Here is a 15,010-nt window from a genome sequence, read left to right as displayed (position 1 = left end):
TTCCGGGCAGCGGGCCGACCTCTAGATCCGCAGCACCGACAGCCTGGCGAGGAGGGTCTTGCGGGGAGGCGGGTTGGGCCGCAGGGCGCGGAGTATCCGGGCGTGACAGCCCGCGAGCAGCGCGCCGATGTCGGTGCGCAGCAGTCCGGCGACGAGCAGGACGAACGTGAAGGTGTCCAGCACGGCGAGGCAGACGCTCATCGGATCCATGCCCATGCCGGGCACCTTCGGCCCGGCGTACGGGGGTTGGGCCTCGGCAGGGTCGGCGGCGTGGTGGTGTCCGGGATTCGCCATGGCGACGGGGTTCACGGCGCCCGTCGTGCCGACCTCGTGCGAGGGTGCGGCCACGTGCCCCGCCGCGCCCCCGCCGTGATTCGCGACCGGGTGGCCGAGCGTGTGCATCGTGGCGATGCCGAACAGCAGCGCCATGAACAGCAACAGCTGTCCGAACCGCGCGGGCCGACCGATCACCATGGTCCGCAGCTTACCCCCACCCGGTATGCGTCGAGCGCGGGCACACACGCCCGGTGATCCGCGTTCGGCGCCGGCTTGCAGCGGCGCCCGTATCCGCCGACGTGGGGTCGCGGTCAGCCCATGGTGGTCACGACGGAGTCTTCTCCGTGTCAGGGCCGGGCGGGGGTGTGCGGTCGACGGTGGTGAGCCACTGGGTGACGACGGCGTCGATGAACTCGTCGGTGACGTCCCGTCGGTCGAAGAAGAGGCGGGACATGACCGGTCCGAAGAGCAGGGTGTATTCGTCGGCGGTGATCTGGCGGCCTGACGGTTCCAGGAGCTTGTTGAGGGCTGCGAGCCGATCGGTCCCGATGCGTGTGAGGGCCTGGGCGCTGTCGGTGTCGTAGTCGGCCTGGGCGGTGACGGCCAGTACCGCGGGGCGGGTGGCCGGGTCGGTCAGGCCCGCCCGAAGGCTGGTCAGCCATGCGGTGGCGACCGTGCGCAGGTCGTCGCCGGGCTCGGGGTAGCCCACGTCGGGGCCTTCCAGGATCAGGTCGAAGAGCAGGGCGGCGCGGGTGGGCCAGTGGCGGTAGAGGGTCTGCCGGGTCACGGAGGCCCGTTCGGCCAGCAGGGCATACGTCAGGCCGGTGGGCCCGACCTCCGGCAGCAGCTCACGGGCCACGGTCAGGATGCGGGCGCGGGTGCGCTGGACCCGGGGGTTGCTGATCGACGGGCGGCGGGCCCAGGCAGGCGTCGGTTCTTCGGGCATGTGCCCATCATTCCATGTAAATCATACGCGACGTGTGATGCCCGGCGGGCTTACCGGCAGCACTCTCGCAATCATACGCTCTGTGTGATACACAGGAATGGCAATCATACGGACTGGATGAATCAGCTCGTGTGCTGTCTCTGTCCCTCAGGGAGTCCCCGATGTCTACAGCGATCACCTTCTCGGCATACGGCGCCCCGGACGTGCTCACCGTCTCGCAGGTCGAGACCCCCCAGCCGGGGCCGGGGCAGGTCCGGATCCGGGTGCGGGCCGGCGCCGTCAACCCGATCGACGCGCGGATCCGCGCCGGACTGATGGACGGCTTCTTTCCCGTCGAGTTCCCGATGACCCCGGGATGGGACGTGGCCGGCGTCGTCGACTCCGTCGGCGACGGAGCGAGCGCCGCCGTGGGGGACGAGGTCTTCGGGGTCGCCTCCGTCGGCGGCTACAGCGAGCACGCGCTGCTGGACCGGCCGGTGGCCAAGCCCGAGGCACTGTCCTGGGAAACCACAGCCGCACTGATCACCGTCGGTGAGGCCGCGTTCCGCGCGCTGAAGCACCTCGGTGTCCAGGCGGGCCAGACGCTGCTCGTCCACGGTGCCGGCGGCAGCGTCGGCACGATCGCCGTCCAGCTGGCCGCCGCCCAGGGCGTCACTGTTGTCGGCACAGTCGCCGAGGACGACATAGAGCGAGTCGCCGCGCTCGGTGCCACGGCCGTCCCCTACGGCGACGGCTGGGTCGAACGGGTCAAGGCCGCCGCCCCGGGCGGTGTGGACCGCGTCTTCGACGCTTCCGGCGCCGGCGTGCTCGCCGACTCCGTGACCCTCGTCGGGGATGCGGCCCGTGTCATCACCATCGCCGACCCGTCGTTCGCGCAGCACGGGGTGCGTTTCACCGGCATGGACCCGGCCGACCGCTTCCCCGAGTCCCTGCCCGTGCTGGCCGAGCTGGCCGCCTCCGGCAAGCTCACCGTGCCGGTCTGGCGGACCTACCCGCTGGCGGAGGCGGCCCGGGCACACGCCGACGTCGAAGCCCGCCGCAACGACGGAAAGATCATCCTGTTGCCGTGACCCGGCCGGGCCGGTGAGGAGCGAAGAGCGGGTGCCACGGCCCGACAAGGGCTGCGGCACCCGGCAGTTGTCACTTGGGAGCCGTTCGTCAACGGCACCTCGGTTCGTGGCAGGCTTGCCTCCGGTGCTCGCGCCGTCGTTGGCGCGGGAGGAGGAGCGACGTTGACGTTCGTACGAGTGGGAGACGTGCCGCACCATGTGGTCGTCGAGGGCAGCGGACCGGTCTGCGTACTGAGCGCCGGGCTCGCGATGAGCTGGTTCGACTGGGACCCCGTCGTCCCACTGCTCGCCCCGCACCGCACCGTCGTCCGCTTCGACCGGCCCGGGCACGGACTGAGCGGCCCCGCCACCGTGCCGCCGTCCGCGGCGGGCGAGGCCCACCGCATCGCGGGCGTACTGGACGCACTCGGTCTGGACGGGCCCGCCACCGTCGTAGGGCACTCGATCGCCGGGTTCCACGCCGAGGCCTTCGCCCGGCTGCACCCCGCCCGCACCGCATCCGTCGTCCTCCTCGACTCGTCCGTCGAGGAGCACGCGCGCGTGCCCGCCGCGCCCGCGGTGCGCACCGCCGCGGCCCGCGCACTCGGCACGGCACTGTCCGCCGCCGGAGTCCCCGCCGCGCTCGGCCCGCTCACCCGCCGCGCCGTGGTCCGCCTCTCCCGCACCGGCGGCGGCGACCCGGCCCCGGCCGCGCTCGTACGCCGCTGCTACGCCACCTCACGGGTGCTGCAGGGCGGCCTCCTGGAGAACACCCACTACCGCGCGGTCGCCGCCGAACTCCTCGGCCTGCGCGAGCGGTACGCCCTCCCCGACGTCCCGGTCACCGTGCTCGCCGCGAACGCCGCGGGCGAGCGCTGGATGGAGCGCCAGCACGCCCTCGCCCAGCTGCTCGGCGCCCGCTTCGAGACGGTCGCACCGGCGGGCCACCTCGTGATGCTGGACCGCCCGGAAGCGGTGGCCCGGGCGATCCTCGACGGACCGGCTGTGGCGAGCGCCGGACGGGCCGTACGCACGACATGGCCTCAGCCGTTCGCGTAGACCCGCTCCACAAAGGCGTGGATCTGCGCGTCGGACAGATGCTGGGCCAGATCGGCCTCGCTGATCATCCCCACGAGCCGCTTGTTCTCGATCACCGGCAGCCGGCGGATCTGGTGGCCCTGCATCTCCTGAAGCACCTCGCCCACGTCGGAGCCCGCGTCGATCCAGCGCGGCGTGCCCTTGGCCATGTCGCCCGCGGTGACCTGCGAAGGGTCGTGGCCCATGGCCACACAGCCGACGACGATGTCACGGTCGGTGAGAATGCCGCAGAGCCGCTCGTTGGAGTCGGCGATGGGCAGCGCACCCACATTGAGCTGCCGCATCAGCTGCGCGGCCCGGTCGAGGGTCTCGTGCGCGGGGATCCACTGGGCCCCGGGGTGCATGATGTCTCTGGCTGTGGTCATGGCTTCGTACCTCCTGGCATGCCTTGACGGCCCGAGCGAACCCATTGTCATTGGGCCGTTCGGAGTACGCGACCGCAGCAGGCTGAGCTCGCGGAAGGAGCCTTCGGACATGGCACGGCTGACCCTGCGGATCACGGGCCGCGAGCTGCCCGGCAGCTCGTGCGGCGAGTACCGCCACGTTCACGTCGGTACGCAGCGCGGCAGCGAGCCCGACCAGCTGGTGCGCGCCGACGCGGCCGAGGCGGTGTTCGAGATCCCCGTCGAGACCGTCACGGCGCCCGACGGCACGGCCGACTTCCGCGGGCCGTACGTACAGGGGCGGCGCGGTGAGCGCTTCGTCTACCTGACGTGGGGTGAGCTGCCGCCGGGCGGATCGTTCGCGATGTTCCGGCGGGCGAAGCTCTTTCTCGCGGACGTGCCGGTGGAGGCGGTGAAGGGCGGCGCGGCGGAGGCGGGGCTGGGGCTGACGGACGGGGCGGGCATGCCGTTGTGCGCGGGGGTGCGCCCGCCGCGGATCGTGTGGCGCGCGGGAAGCTAGGCGGGTGCCGGGTGCCGGGTGCCGGGTGCCGGGTGCGGGGTGCGCCTGCGGCGGGCTTGTCCCCGACCCGCCCTCCCCCAGACTCCGTCCGGGGGGACCCCCAACCTCCCCGTATGCGACCTTCGGCCGCATGTCCTCAAACGCCGGACGGGCTGAAGATGCGGCCGAGCCGCACAATCCAGCCCCGCCGGCGTTTGAGGCGCGGGGTCCGGGGCGGAGCCCCGGTTTAAGGCAGCGGTCTACGACGTACGAACCTCCGCGCCCCGCTTGTGCAGCAGGTCCACCATCAGTTCGACCTCCGAGCGCTGCGCCGCCACCATGCCCTCCGCCAGCGCCTTCTGAGGGCCGACCGTGCACTGCTTCGCGCAGCCCTCCGCCATCGAGATCCCGCCGTTGTGGTGGACGATCATCAGCTGGAGGTACTCGATCTCGGCCTGCTTGCCGTCGGCCTTGCCCAGCCGGTCCAGGTCCGCCCTGGTCGCCATGCCCGGCATCAGGGCACCGTCCCCGGCCTCGGACGACCCGCCGTGCGCGGAGTGTCCGGACCCGCCGTGCGCGCCCTCCCCGGTCATCCAGGCCATCGGCTCACGGTCCGCCGCCAGCTTCGGCAGCCCCCACAGGTCCAGCCAGCCCAGCATCATGCCCCGCTGGTTGGCCTGGGTGTTGGCGATGTCGTACGCGAGCCGGCGCACCTCGTCGTCCTGCGTACGGTCCCGGACGATGAACGACATCTCCACCGCCTGCTGGTGATGGACCGACATGTCCCGCGCGAAGCCCGCATCGGCCGAATCCGCGGACGGCGTACGCGATGTGGTGTCGCCGCCGCCCCCCGCCGAGGCCACCGTCGCGGCCCCGGCGAAGAGCAGCGCGAGCACGACGGCCGCGATCGCGGCCCAGTGCGTACGCGTCATGCGGATCATTTGCCGCCCAGTCCGTTGGTGCACGCGGCGCCCGGCTCGGGAGTCTGCGGGCCCTGCACGTACTTGGTGAAGAACTGGCTCACGCGCGGGTCGCTCGCGCTGTCGACCGTCACCTGCTTGCCCCATGCGCTCAGCATGATCGGACCGGCCTGGTCCTTGAACGGGCTCATCAGCGTGTACGGGGTCTTCTTGACCTTCTCGCTCAGCTTGCTCACGTCGCCCGCCGAAGCCTTGTCGTTGTACGTGACCCAGACCGCGCCGTGCTCCAGCGAGTGCACGGCGTTGATGTCGGGGATCGGCTCCTTGTAGACGTCGCCGTTGCAGTTCATCCACACCTGGTTGTGGTCGCCGCCGACCGGCGGCTTCATCGGGTAGGTGACCGCCTTGGTGACGTGCGTGCGGCCGAGCTTCTTCGCGTCCCAGCTCTTCTCGCCGGTGACAGGAGCCTTGGCCTCGGCGACCTTCCGGTCCTTGTTGTCCGACTCCTTGTTGAGCACGTAGACGCCGAAGCCGACGAGACCGGCCACGACGACACCGCTGACGGCGATCGTGATGATGCGGCTGCGGCGCTCGCGGGCCTGCTCGGCGCGGCGCATCTGCTCTATTCGGGCCTTGCGGTCGTTGGTGCGGGTAGCCATGATGTGTCGTCCTTCGTCAATGAAGTGATCAAGGGGCTGTGGGGGAGGCGGGACCGCTCAGGTCCGCAGCACTTGAAGGACGTGGAGGCTGGGAGCCCGCGGCTGCGCCCCCGAGCGGGGCAGCGAGGTCCCGGCGGGCGGTGCGCCGAGGTGCTGGGGCTGTGCCCCGGCCTCGACCGGCGCGTCCAGCGGGGGCGCGGTGAGTACGGCCGGTTTGACGAGCGGCATCAGGCCGCAGGCGCCCTTGTCGTACGGGCAGGTGTACTCGGCCGCCGCATCGCCGGGCGCGGACGTGGAGCCGGACGAGGCGCCGGTCGCGGAGGCGGCGGCGTGGTGCTCGGCGGGCGGGCTCAGACAGATGAAGAGCGCGCCGAGGAGCGTCGCCACGGCACTGAGCAGTGCCATGGGACGCGCGGTGTGCGCGATGTGGTTGAGCCGCGGACCCCCCATGGGCGCAGATCGTAGTGTGCGGGCGCCTCCGGCACCTCATACGGGGCCGCCAAAAAGCCATCGCCCGCCGTACCGGACGGGTTGGCAGGGGCCTCAGGGTCGTCTCGCCGCGGGCTCTGACCCACAATGGGCTCAGCCGGTACAGATGGCCGTGGGACGAGGCGCGCAACGCGCCTGAAACCCGCGGATGGCATGCTCGTGCGGAGCAGGCGGCTTGACCAGCAAGGATGGGTGGAAATGGATAAGCAGCAGGAATTTGTGCTCCGTACCCTCGAGGAGCGCGACATCCGCTTCGTGCGCCTGTGGTTCACCGATGTGCTCGGCTTTCTGAAGTCGGTCGCGGTGGCCCCCGCCGAGCTGGAGCAGGCCTTCGACGAGGGCATCGGCTTCGACGGCTCCGCGATCGAGGGCTTCGCGCGGGTCTACGAGTCCGACATGATCGCCAAGCCGGATCCCAGCACCTTCCAGATTCTGCCGTGGCGGGCCGAGGCCCCGGGCACAGCGCGGATGTTCTGCGACATCCTGATGCCGGACGGCTCGCCGTCCTTCGCGGACCCGCGCTATGTGCTGAAGCGGATCCTTGCCAAGACCTCCGACCTCGGCTTCACCTTCTACACCCACCCGGAGATCGAGTTCTTCCTGCTGAAGAACAAGCCGCTGGACGGCACCCGGCCCACCCCCGCCGACAACTCCGGCTATTTCGACCACACCCCGCAGAACGTCGGCATGGACTTCCGCCGCCAGGCGATCACCATGCTCGAATCCATGGGCATCTCGGTGGAGTTCAGCCACCACGAGGGCGCGCCGGGCCAGCAGGAGATCGACCTGCGGTACGCGGACGCGCTCTCCACGGCCGACAACATCATGACCTTCCGCCTGGTCATGAAGCAGGTCGCGCTGGAGCAGGGCGTCCAGGCGACCTTTATGCCGAAGCCGTTCAGTGAGTATCCCGGCTCTGGGATGCACACCCACCTCTCCCTCTTCGAGGGAGACCGGAACGCCTTCTACGAGTCCGGCTCCGAATACCAGCTCTCCAAGGTCGGCCGCTCCTTCATCGCGGGCCTGCTCACGCACGCGGCGGAGATCTCGGCCGTCACGAACCAGTGGGTGAACTCCTACAAGCGCATCTGGGGCGGCTCGGCCCGCAGCGCGGGCGCGGGCGGCGAGGCCCCCTCGTACATCTGCTGGGGCCACAACAACCGCTCGGCGCTGATCCGCGTCCCGATGTACAAGCCGGGCAAGACGGGCTCGGCCCGCGTCGAGGTCCGCTCCATCGACTCCGGCGCGAACCCGTATCTGACGTACGCGGTGCTGCTCGCCGCGGGCCTGAAGGGCATCGAGGAGGGCTACGAACTCCCGGCCGGGGCGGACGACGACGTGTGGGCGCTGTCGGACGCGGAGCGCAGGGCGATGGGGATCGAGCCGCTGCCGCAGAACCTGGGCGAGGCGATCACGCTGATGGAGCGGAGCGAGCTGGTCGCCGAGACGCTGGGCGAGCACGTCTTCGACTTCTTCCTCCGCAACAAGAAGCAGGAGTGGGAGGAGTACCGCAGCGAGGTCACGGCCTTCGAGCTGCGCAAGAACCTTCCGGTGCTGTAAGCGGGTTGTGGCACCAGAGAGGGCCGGCGGCTGGTGACCGTCGGCCCTCTCTGCGGTGAGCCGTACCGCTCCTGGGAGACTTCAGCGGCTCGCGGGCGCGGGAGCGAGTACCGGCTCGGGGTGAGGCTGCTCGGCGTCCTCGACGCCGATGTGGGGCAGCCGAGCGTCGAGCCAGCGGGGCAGCCACCAGGTCGCTCGCCCCATCAGCGCCATCGCCGCGGGTACGAGCACCATGCGGACGATCGTCGCGTCGAGCACGATCGCGGTCGCCAGGCCCAGGCCCATCATCTTCACGAGCGGCGACGGGTTGGCGACGAAGCTGAGGAACACCACCGCCATGATCAGTGCGGCAGAGGTGATCACACGGCCCGTGGCCGCCATGCCGCGTGCCACCGACTCGGTGGTGTCGCCCGTGGCGGCGTACTCCTCGCGGACGCGAGAGAGCAGGAACACCTCGTAGTCCATGGACAGTCCGAACAGGACCGCGAAGAAGATCGTCGGCATGGGCGAGGCGATGAGGAAGGTGTCCTGCAGGTTGAACAGGCCCCCGAGCCAGCCCCACTGGAAGACGGCGACCACCACGCCGTATGCCCCGCCGATGGACAACAGGTTGACCAGGGCGGCCTTCAGCGGCAGTGCGACGGAGCGGAACACCACCATCAGCAGCAGGAACGACGCTGCCAGGATCGCGGCGATGAAGACCGGCAGGGTGTCGGCGAGTTGCTCGGTGAGGTCGTCGGTCATGGCGGTCAGGCCGGATACGGCGACGTTGTCGGGGACGAGGTCACGGACGCGTTCAAGGGTCAGGGAGGTCTCGGCGTCGGCGGGGGCGGTGGTGGGGAACATGGACAGCACGACGGTGTCCCCGGCCGCGGAAGTCTGTGGCTCGCCGACCGTGGCGATGCCGGGGTCGGCGGCGATGCGCCGGGACAGAGCGGGCACGTCCTCGGCCTCCGCGCCGGGGCGGGTCAGGTCGGCGACGATCAGCAGAGGGGCGTTGAAGCCCGGGCCGAAGCCCTCGGCCAGCAGGTCGTAGGCGCGGCGGTGGGTGGTGCTGGTGGAGTCGTCGCCGGCGTCGGGGAAGCCGGTCTCCATGCGCAGCGCGGGGGCGGCGAGTGCGAGCAGGACCGCGGACGCGGCGAGCAGGTAGCGCCACGGCCGGGCGGACACACGGTGGGCGAAGCGCCACCATGCCGTGTCCTCGGCCTTCTTCACAGGGCGCTTGCGGCCGCGGCGGCTCCTTTTGTGGACACGCTCGCCCAGGAGTGACAGCAGGGCGGGCAGCAATGTCAGGGCGGTCGCCACGGCGAAGAGAACGACCAGGGCGGTACTCAGGCCGATCGACGTCAGGAAGCCCAGGCCGGTCAGCCCGAGAGCGGCCATCGCCACGATGACGGTGCCGCCGGCGAACAGGACGGCCGCGCCCGAGGACCCCATGGCGTTCGACAGCGCGGCGCTGTTGTCCTGGCCGGCGGCGCGGTTCTCGCGGTGACGGGCCACGATGAACAGGGCGTAGTCGATGCCGACGCCCAGGCCGATCATCGCGCCGATCGTGGGGGCGGCGGTCGAGACGTCCAGCGCGTTGGCCAGCAGCATGACGCTGCCCAGGCCCGCGGCGACGGCCACCAGGGCGAGCACGATCGGCACCAGCGCGGCCAGGATCGTGCCGAACGCCACCACCAGGATGACCAGTCCGGTCAGCAGGCCCGCCGCCTCCGCGCCCGAGGTCTCTGTCTCGGCGTTGATGAAGACGGCGTCACCGCCCAGCTCGACGACGACGCCGTCCCCGCGTGCGGGCTCGATCGCGTCGGTCAGAGCCTCGATCTCCTTGGGGTCCACTTCCATCGCGGGCACGTCGAACGTGATCCGGGCGAAGCCGATACGTCCGTCCGGCGAGAGCGTGCCGGCGGTGAAGGGGCCGGCCGCGGTGGCGACGTGTTCCACGCCGGCGATCCGGGCGACCGCGGCGTCGACGGCAGGCCGGTGGCGCTCCAGCCGCTCCCCCTCCGGCACGGCGAAGACCGCCATGGCACTGCCGCCGGACGCTTCCGGGAAGCGCTCTTCGAGCAGCTCCATCGCCTCCTCGCTCTGGCTGCCGGGAGCGACCAGGTCGTCGACGAACGAGCCGCCGACGGTTGCGGCCAGGGGCAGTACGAGGAGGAGGGCAACCGCCCAGGTGGCGATGGTGACCCATGGTCGGCGGGCGCTCGCGCTGCCGATGCGACGGGTGAATCGGTTCATGGCTGTGTGGGCTCCCGTGAGATGGCCGCTGTCCGCCGCCGGCCGGTGGCGCGCTGGAGGCAGGAGTTGTGAGCGGTTCCATCGTGGGTTTCCGGCGCCGGTGCTGTCCCCCGCCACCGGACGGGACGGGGGCTCCCGCGCGGGACGGGGACAACGCGGCGGCACCTCCCCCCGGCGGGGGAGTCGGGCATCCGCCCGCGGGCGGGTGACTGCGCCCGTGACCTGGACCTACGATGGCGTGCCCGGTGCACCCTGATGACCAACGTCAGGGCGCCGGAAAGCCTTTTGAGGGAGCGATGATGAACCGCACGGCGCTGCCCTCGGAGACGCTGGTCCGCGGCGTCCCGGGCAGGTTCCGCGGACCCTTCGCCCGGTGGCCGCGGACCGCGGACGCCGTCCTCGCTGCCGCCATGCTCCTGGCCGCGGTGTTCGTGGAGGAAGCTCCCGGCGATGCGCTCCGCATCCGTCCGATCACCGACGTGCCCGTCCCGGTCCTGCTGCTGTACGCCGTGGCGGGCGCGGCGCTCTACTGGCGTGGCCGCGAACCTGTCGCGGTCGTGGCAGTGGCGCTCGTCGCCTGGGGGCCGACGCTGGGGAGCAGCTACTCCACCTCGGGCGGGATCGTGATCGTGGCGCTGTACAGCGTCGGGCGATACGCCCCGGACACCCGGCGGAGCCGACTCTGCACCGCCGCGGCCATCGCCGGCGCCATCGCCGCGGTCGTCATCGACGGCCTGCTGAACTCCGTCCCCTGGGGGGAGATCGGCTTCGGCGCCCTGGTCATGTTCGGGGCCTGGTACTTCGGCCGGCGGCTGCGGCTGCGTGCGCAGCGCGCCGTCCGACTCCGCGAGGAGCAGGCCGCCGAGACGCGCCGGATCGTCGCCGAGGAGCGCACCCACATCGCCCGCGAACTGCACGACGTCGTCGCCCACCGGGTGAGCATGATGACGGTGCAGGCGGGTGCGGCCCGGATGGTGGCCGCCAACGATCCCCAGGAAGCCCTGGAAGCGATGGCGGCGGTGGAACAAGCCGGGCGCCAGGCGCTGGACGAACTGCGTCACCTGCTGGGAGTGCTGCGGCCGGACGCCGACCGCGACCGGCTGGGCCCCCAGCCCCGGCTGGCCGACCTTCAGCAGCTCGTCGAGCAGGTTCGCGAGGCGGGTCTGGACGTTTCGGTCACCGGCGGTGTCGAGGCTGCTCTCCCGGCCCGCGTGGAGCTGTCGGCGTACCGCATCGTCCAGGAGGCACTGACCAACGTGCTCAAGCACAGCGGACGCGGGACCCACACCGAGGTGCGCCTGAACTGCGAGAGTGCCGGCCTCACCATCGAGGTGCTCGACGACGGTCGCGGAGCCGCCGTCCAGTCCGTGTCGGCAGGCGCCCACGGCGGGGTGCCCGGCCATGGGATCGTCGGCATGCGGGAGCGGGCACTCCTCCTCGGCGGCAGCCTCGAAGCGGGGCCGCGTCCCGGCGGCGGATTCCGGCTGGCCGCCCGTCTGCCCACTGGAGGAGAACCCGCGTGAGCATCCGTGTCGTTGTCGTGGACGACCAGGCGCTGGTCCGCCGGGGCTTCGTCATGATTCTTAGGGTCCATGACGACATCGAGGTCATGGCCGAGGCCGGGACCGGACTTGAGGCCGTCGAGGCGGCACGCAAGCATCGTCCGGACGTGATCCTCATGGACATCCGCATGCCCGGCATGGACGGCATCGAGGCCACCTCCCGGATCCTGCGGGAGGCGGACTGGGACGTGCGGGTCCTGATCCTGACCACGTTCGACCCGGACGAGTATGTCTACAAGGCGCTGCGTGCCGGTGCCAGCGCCTTCGTGCTCAAGGACATTCCCCCCGAGGAGCTCGCCACCGCCGTGCGCACCGTGGCCGAGGGCGGGGCGCTGCTGGCACCGTCGATCACCCGGCGCCTCATCGACCAGTTCGCGGAGCGACGTGTCGTCAACACCACCGTGGCGGGCCGCCTGGAGCGACTCACCGAGCGCGAACTCGAGATCGTGGTCGCCGCCGCGCGGGGTGCGAGCAACTCGGAGATCGCCGCCCAGCTCTTCATCGGGCCCGCCACCGTCAAGTCGCACGTGTCGAGCATTCTCACCAAACTCGGTCTGCGTGACCGCATCCAGATCGTGATCTTCGCCTACGAGAGCGGACTCGTCGAAGCGGGCGACCACGACGTCGGTCACTGAGACGTGGGCGTGGTCCCCTCAGTCGCTGTCGGCCGTGCTGGGGCGCAGCACCTCGTACAGCGGCTTCGTGGCCCGTACGCGGTACTCCTGCACCGCCCAGGCGTTGCCGTCCGGGTCCGCGAAGTGCATGAAGGTCCCGCCGTCGCCCGGTGCGACCTCGACCGGTTCGGAGACGTCCACACCACGCTCGACGAGCTCGGCATGGGCCGCCTTGATGTCCGCGACGACCAACTGCAGCCCGGAGTACGAGCCGGGCTCGGAGCCTTTGCCGTCGGGGCCCCCGATGCCCTCGCCGATGACGATCGAGCAGCCGGAGCCGGGAGGCGTGAGCTGGACGATGCGCATGGTGTCGGTGACGCGGGTATCGATGTCGACGTTGAAGCCGACCTTGTCGCGGTAGAAGTCCCTGGCTCGGTCCACGTCCGAGACGGGGACCACGATCACTTCGAGCGTCCAGTCCATGCGGGGGCCTCCGGGGTCAGTGGTCGGCTGCGTACGTGACAAAGTCTGCCCACGTACGGGTCGCGAAGGCGAGTTGTGGGCCGGGTGTGTTCTTGGAGTCCCGTACGTGGATGGTGCTCGGGGTGCCCGCGACCTCGACGCAATCCGAGTCGGGCTCGGGGCTGCTGTAGCTGCTCTTGCGCCACGCCACCTCCACACAGTCGGAGCCGGCTTCGCCGGTGCTGTAGCTGCTCTTGAACCACTCCAGCTCGGGCTCGATACTCATGTCTCTCCCCGCACTTTCTCGATGAGGGCCAGCGACTCTCGTGGCGTGAGAGCCTGCGCTCGGATGCTTCCATACTGCATCTCCAGGAACTGCACCTCCCTCGGCTCGGAGATCAGGCGCGTGAAGTGCAGCACCTCCGAATACCCCAGCGTCGCGCCGCTCCGGAGCTTGAAGATCCTGAACCCACCGGTCAGACCGGCATGTTCCTCGCGGTCCGTCGGCATCACCTGGATCTCGACGTTCCGGAACTGTCCGACCTCCAATAGCCGTTCGAGCTGCCGCCGCTGCACCATTCTGCCGCCGACCGGGCGGCGCAGCGTCACCTCGTCCTGAACGAAGCTGAAAACAGGCAGGGTCTTCGTCTTGTCGACGATGTCCTGTCGTGCCATCCGTGCGCCCACTTCGCGTTCGATGACGTCTTCGGTGTACAGCGGCCGCCTCATGCGGAACAACGCCCGCGCATAGTCCTCCGTCTGCAACAGACCCTGGACCACAGAGCTGTTGTACGCGCCGAGCTCGACCGCCTCCGCCTCCTGCTTCGCCAAGTCCCGGACCTTCTTCGGATACCTGGCCTCCGCCACGTCCCTCTGCATCGCGATGATCTTGCCGCCCGCGCCCAGGACGTCATCCGTCCTCTGCAGATACACATCCTTCGGAGCACGCCGACCGCGCTCCACCGAGGAGACCAGGTCCTCGCTGTACCCGATCGCAGTCCCCAGCTCCGCCTGCCTGAGCCCCGCCGCCTCCCGCCACGCCTTCAGCTGACGGCCGACAATCCTGAGGACCGCCCCGCCCTCGTCGTCCCAACTCTGCTGCTCCGTACCGTCGTCCATGCCGCCGACCTCCACCCGTCCGCACTGTCCGGACGCACCCGGGCGCCGCCCGGACAGTTACGCTGCGTACCGACTTCATTACTCTTCAGAGTAGGTGCGGGCGGCCACGCTGAGTGACGTGAACCAAGAAATCACCCGAACCGTGGCTGCTGTACGCCACTTTCGAGAGCGACCAGCCCGCCGCGTCACTCTGACGCGCCTGTGGTGAGCACGGTGACGTGGTCGACCAGCATCGAACTGCCGGGGCGGGTCCCGGAGGTGGGCGTGCTGTGCCCGGCGATGGCTTTGGGGAAGCCGCCGCCGATGGCCAGGTTGAGGAGGATGAAGTGCCCGTGGCCCGTGGCGGCGTCCCAGGTGGCCTCGTTCATCTGTGCCGAGCTGACGGAGTGGTAGCGCCTCCCGTCGACGTACCAGCTCACCCGCTCCGGCTTCACGCTGCGGTCCCACTCGACGGCGTAGGTGTGGAAGCGGCCGGTGCAGTTCGAGCCGGGGCAGGTGGTGTCGGCGGCGAGGCCCGTGCTCTCCTCGCAGGGGCCGCCCTCGCTCGTCCCGCAATGCATGGCACCCCAGATCCGGTTGACGCCGTTGGCGTTCTCCAGCACGTCGAACTCGCCGACGGTGGGTGATACTCCCTCGCCGGTACGGAAGGGCCTGCCCAGGGTCCAGAAGGCCGGCCAGTAACCCGAGGCCGCGGGGCCGGTGATTCCGGGGAGCTGGATGCGGGCCTCAATGCGGAGCTTCTTGCCGTCCGGTGGCCGAAAGTCACTGCGGCGCGTCTCGATGCGGCCGGAAGTCCATCGTCCGGCGCTGTCCTTCAGCGGTGTGATGCGCAGGTTGCCTCGGCCGTCCTGGCTCAGATTGGCGGGGTCGGCCGTATACCGCTGGACCTCACCGGTTCCCCAGTGGGGCGGACCGCCGGGATAGCCGGTGCCGACGTCGGTGATCCAGTTCTTGGGGTCCGGCGCGGTTCCGGCTCTGCCGTCGAAGTCATCGGTCCACTCGAGGGCCCACCCGTCGGCGGACGGCGGGGTGGCACGCGCCACCGACGGGCCGAAGCCCACGGCGAGGACGGCGAGCGCGGACGTCACCGCCGACAATGTGCGGCGGCTCCTCAGGGGCAGCTTCATCGGGTT

At 70.5% G+C, this 15,010-nt stretch carries 17 protein-coding genes; 6 read left to right on the top strand and 11 right to left on the bottom strand.

Annotated elements, in window-relative coordinates:
• Positions 1–21: 21 nt before the first annotated feature.
• A complete protein-coding gene (locus OG741_RS11810) occupies positions 22–474 on the bottom strand; it encodes a hypothetical protein (protein ID WP_405596814.1) in 453 nt (150 codons plus the stop codon).
• Positions 475–601: 127 nt separating this feature from the next.
• Positions 602–1,222 (bottom strand): TetR/AcrR family transcriptional regulator, encoded by a 621-nt coding sequence (locus OG741_RS11805; RefSeq protein ID WP_405596812.1) that lies wholly within the window; start codon positions 1,220–1,222, stop codon positions 602–604.
• A 161-nt stretch (positions 1,223–1,383) separates the two neighbouring features.
• On the opposite strand from OG741_RS11805, the gene OG741_RS11800 reads away from it, so the two are divergent.
• Positions 1,384–2,292: an NADP-dependent oxidoreductase gene (locus OG741_RS11800; protein ID WP_405596811.1), complete on the top strand. Its 909-nt coding sequence runs from the start codon at positions 1,384–1,386 to the stop codon at positions 2,290–2,292.
• A gap of 162 nt (positions 2,293–2,454) precedes the next feature.
• Positions 2,455–3,330, top strand: a complete 876-nt coding sequence (locus OG741_RS11795) for an alpha/beta fold hydrolase (protein WP_405596810.1) — start codon at positions 2,455–2,457, stop codon at positions 3,328–3,330.
• Here the strand turns inward: OG741_RS11795 and OG741_RS11790 are convergent.
• Complete coding sequence (locus OG741_RS11790; protein ID WP_266477093.1) at positions 3,315–3,734, bottom strand: CBS domain-containing protein; 420 nt, start codon at positions 3,732–3,734, stop codon at positions 3,315–3,317. The genes OG741_RS11795 and OG741_RS11790 overlap by 16 nt on opposite strands.
• A gap of 109 nt (positions 3,735–3,843) precedes the next feature.
• Here OG741_RS11790 and OG741_RS11785 point away from each other — a divergent pair, with 109 nt between their 5' ends.
• Positions 3,844–4,272, top strand: a complete 429-nt coding sequence (locus OG741_RS11785) for a DUF5990 family protein (protein ID WP_405596809.1) — start codon at positions 3,844–3,846, stop codon at positions 4,270–4,272.
• Positions 4,273–4,511: 239 nt separating this feature from the next.
• Here the strand turns inward: OG741_RS11785 and OG741_RS11780 are convergent, their stop codons facing one another.
• Genes OG741_RS11780 through OG741_RS11770 form a run of 3 tightly spaced genes read right to left on the bottom strand, consistent with a single transcriptional unit; the run spans position 4,512 to position 6,280 of the window.
• Entirely contained in the window at positions 4,512–5,183 is a 672-nt protein-coding gene (locus tag OG741_RS11780; protein ID WP_405596808.1) for a DUF305 domain-containing protein, read from the bottom strand.
• Between the two features lie 5 nt (positions 5,184–5,188).
• A complete protein-coding gene (locus OG741_RS11775; RefSeq protein ID WP_405596807.1) occupies positions 5,189–5,830 on the bottom strand; it encodes a DUF3105 domain-containing protein in 642 nt (213 codons plus the stop codon).
• Positions 5,831–5,887: 57 nt separating this feature from the next.
• The gene (locus tag OG741_RS11770; protein ID WP_405596805.1) at positions 5,888–6,280 is read right to left on the bottom strand and encodes a hypothetical protein; all 393 of its coding nucleotides are present in this window, start codon (positions 6,278–6,280) and stop codon (positions 5,888–5,890) included.
• 237 nt (positions 6,281–6,517) lie between these two features.
• On the opposite strand from OG741_RS11770, the gene glnA reads away from it, so the two are divergent.
• Positions 6,518–7,879, top strand: coding sequence for a type I glutamate--ammonia ligase (gene glnA / locus OG741_RS11765; protein ID WP_405596803.1), 1,362 nt, complete (start codon positions 6,518–6,520; stop codon positions 7,877–7,879).
• Positions 7,880–7,960: 81 nt separating this feature from the next.
• Here glnA and OG741_RS11760 read toward each other — a convergent pair whose 3' ends face one another.
• Positions 7,961–10,120 carry an MMPL family transporter gene (locus OG741_RS11760; protein ID WP_405596802.1) on the bottom strand — a complete coding sequence of 720 codons (2,160 nt, stop codon included), beginning with the start codon at positions 10,118–10,120 and terminating at the stop codon, positions 7,961–7,963.
• 299 nt (positions 10,121–10,419) lie between these two features.
• Here OG741_RS11760 and OG741_RS11755 point away from each other — a divergent pair, with 299 nt between their 5' ends.
• Both OG741_RS11755 and OG741_RS11750 read left to right on the top strand, forming a co-directional pair.
• Positions 10,420–11,643: a sensor histidine kinase gene (locus OG741_RS11755; protein WP_405596800.1), complete on the top strand. Its 1,224-nt coding sequence runs from the start codon at positions 10,420–10,422 to the stop codon at positions 11,641–11,643.
• Positions 11,640–12,317 (top strand): response regulator, encoded by a 678-nt coding sequence (locus tag OG741_RS11750; RefSeq protein WP_405596798.1) that lies wholly within the window; start codon positions 11,640–11,642, stop codon positions 12,315–12,317. Before OG741_RS11755 ends, OG741_RS11750 begins: the two co-directional genes overlap by 4 nt.
• A gap of 18 nt (positions 12,318–12,335) precedes the next feature.
• Here OG741_RS11750 and OG741_RS11745 read toward each other — a convergent pair whose 3' ends face one another.
• The 4 genes from OG741_RS11745 to OG741_RS11730 all read right to left on the bottom strand — a co-directional run bounded on the left by OG741_RS11745 (position 12,336) and on the right by OG741_RS11730 (position 15,004).
• Positions 12,336–12,779 (bottom strand): VOC family protein, encoded by a 444-nt coding sequence (locus OG741_RS11745; RefSeq protein ID WP_405596796.1) that lies wholly within the window; start codon positions 12,777–12,779, stop codon positions 12,336–12,338.
• A gap of 16 nt (positions 12,780–12,795) precedes the next feature.
• Positions 12,796–13,044, bottom strand: coding sequence for a DUF397 domain-containing protein (locus OG741_RS11740; protein ID WP_405596795.1), 249 nt, complete (start codon positions 13,042–13,044; stop codon positions 12,796–12,798).
• Positions 13,041–13,877, bottom strand: coding sequence for a helix-turn-helix domain-containing protein (locus OG741_RS11735; RefSeq protein ID WP_405596794.1), 837 nt, complete (start codon positions 13,875–13,877; stop codon positions 13,041–13,043). Before OG741_RS11735 ends, OG741_RS11740 begins: the two co-directional genes overlap by 4 nt.
• A gap of 185 nt (positions 13,878–14,062) precedes the next feature.
• A complete protein-coding gene (locus OG741_RS11730) occupies positions 14,063–15,004 on the bottom strand; it encodes a glycoside hydrolase family 16 protein (RefSeq protein WP_405596792.1) in 942 nt (313 codons plus the stop codon).
• Positions 15,005–15,010 lie beyond the last annotated feature (6 nt).

It is taken from the genome of Streptomyces sp. NBC_01410 (assembly GCF_045040195.1).
Classification (GTDB): Bacteria; Actinomycetota; Actinomycetes; order Streptomycetales; family Streptomycetaceae; genus Streptomyces.
This window is presented reverse-complemented; position numbering and strand designations above follow the sequence as displayed.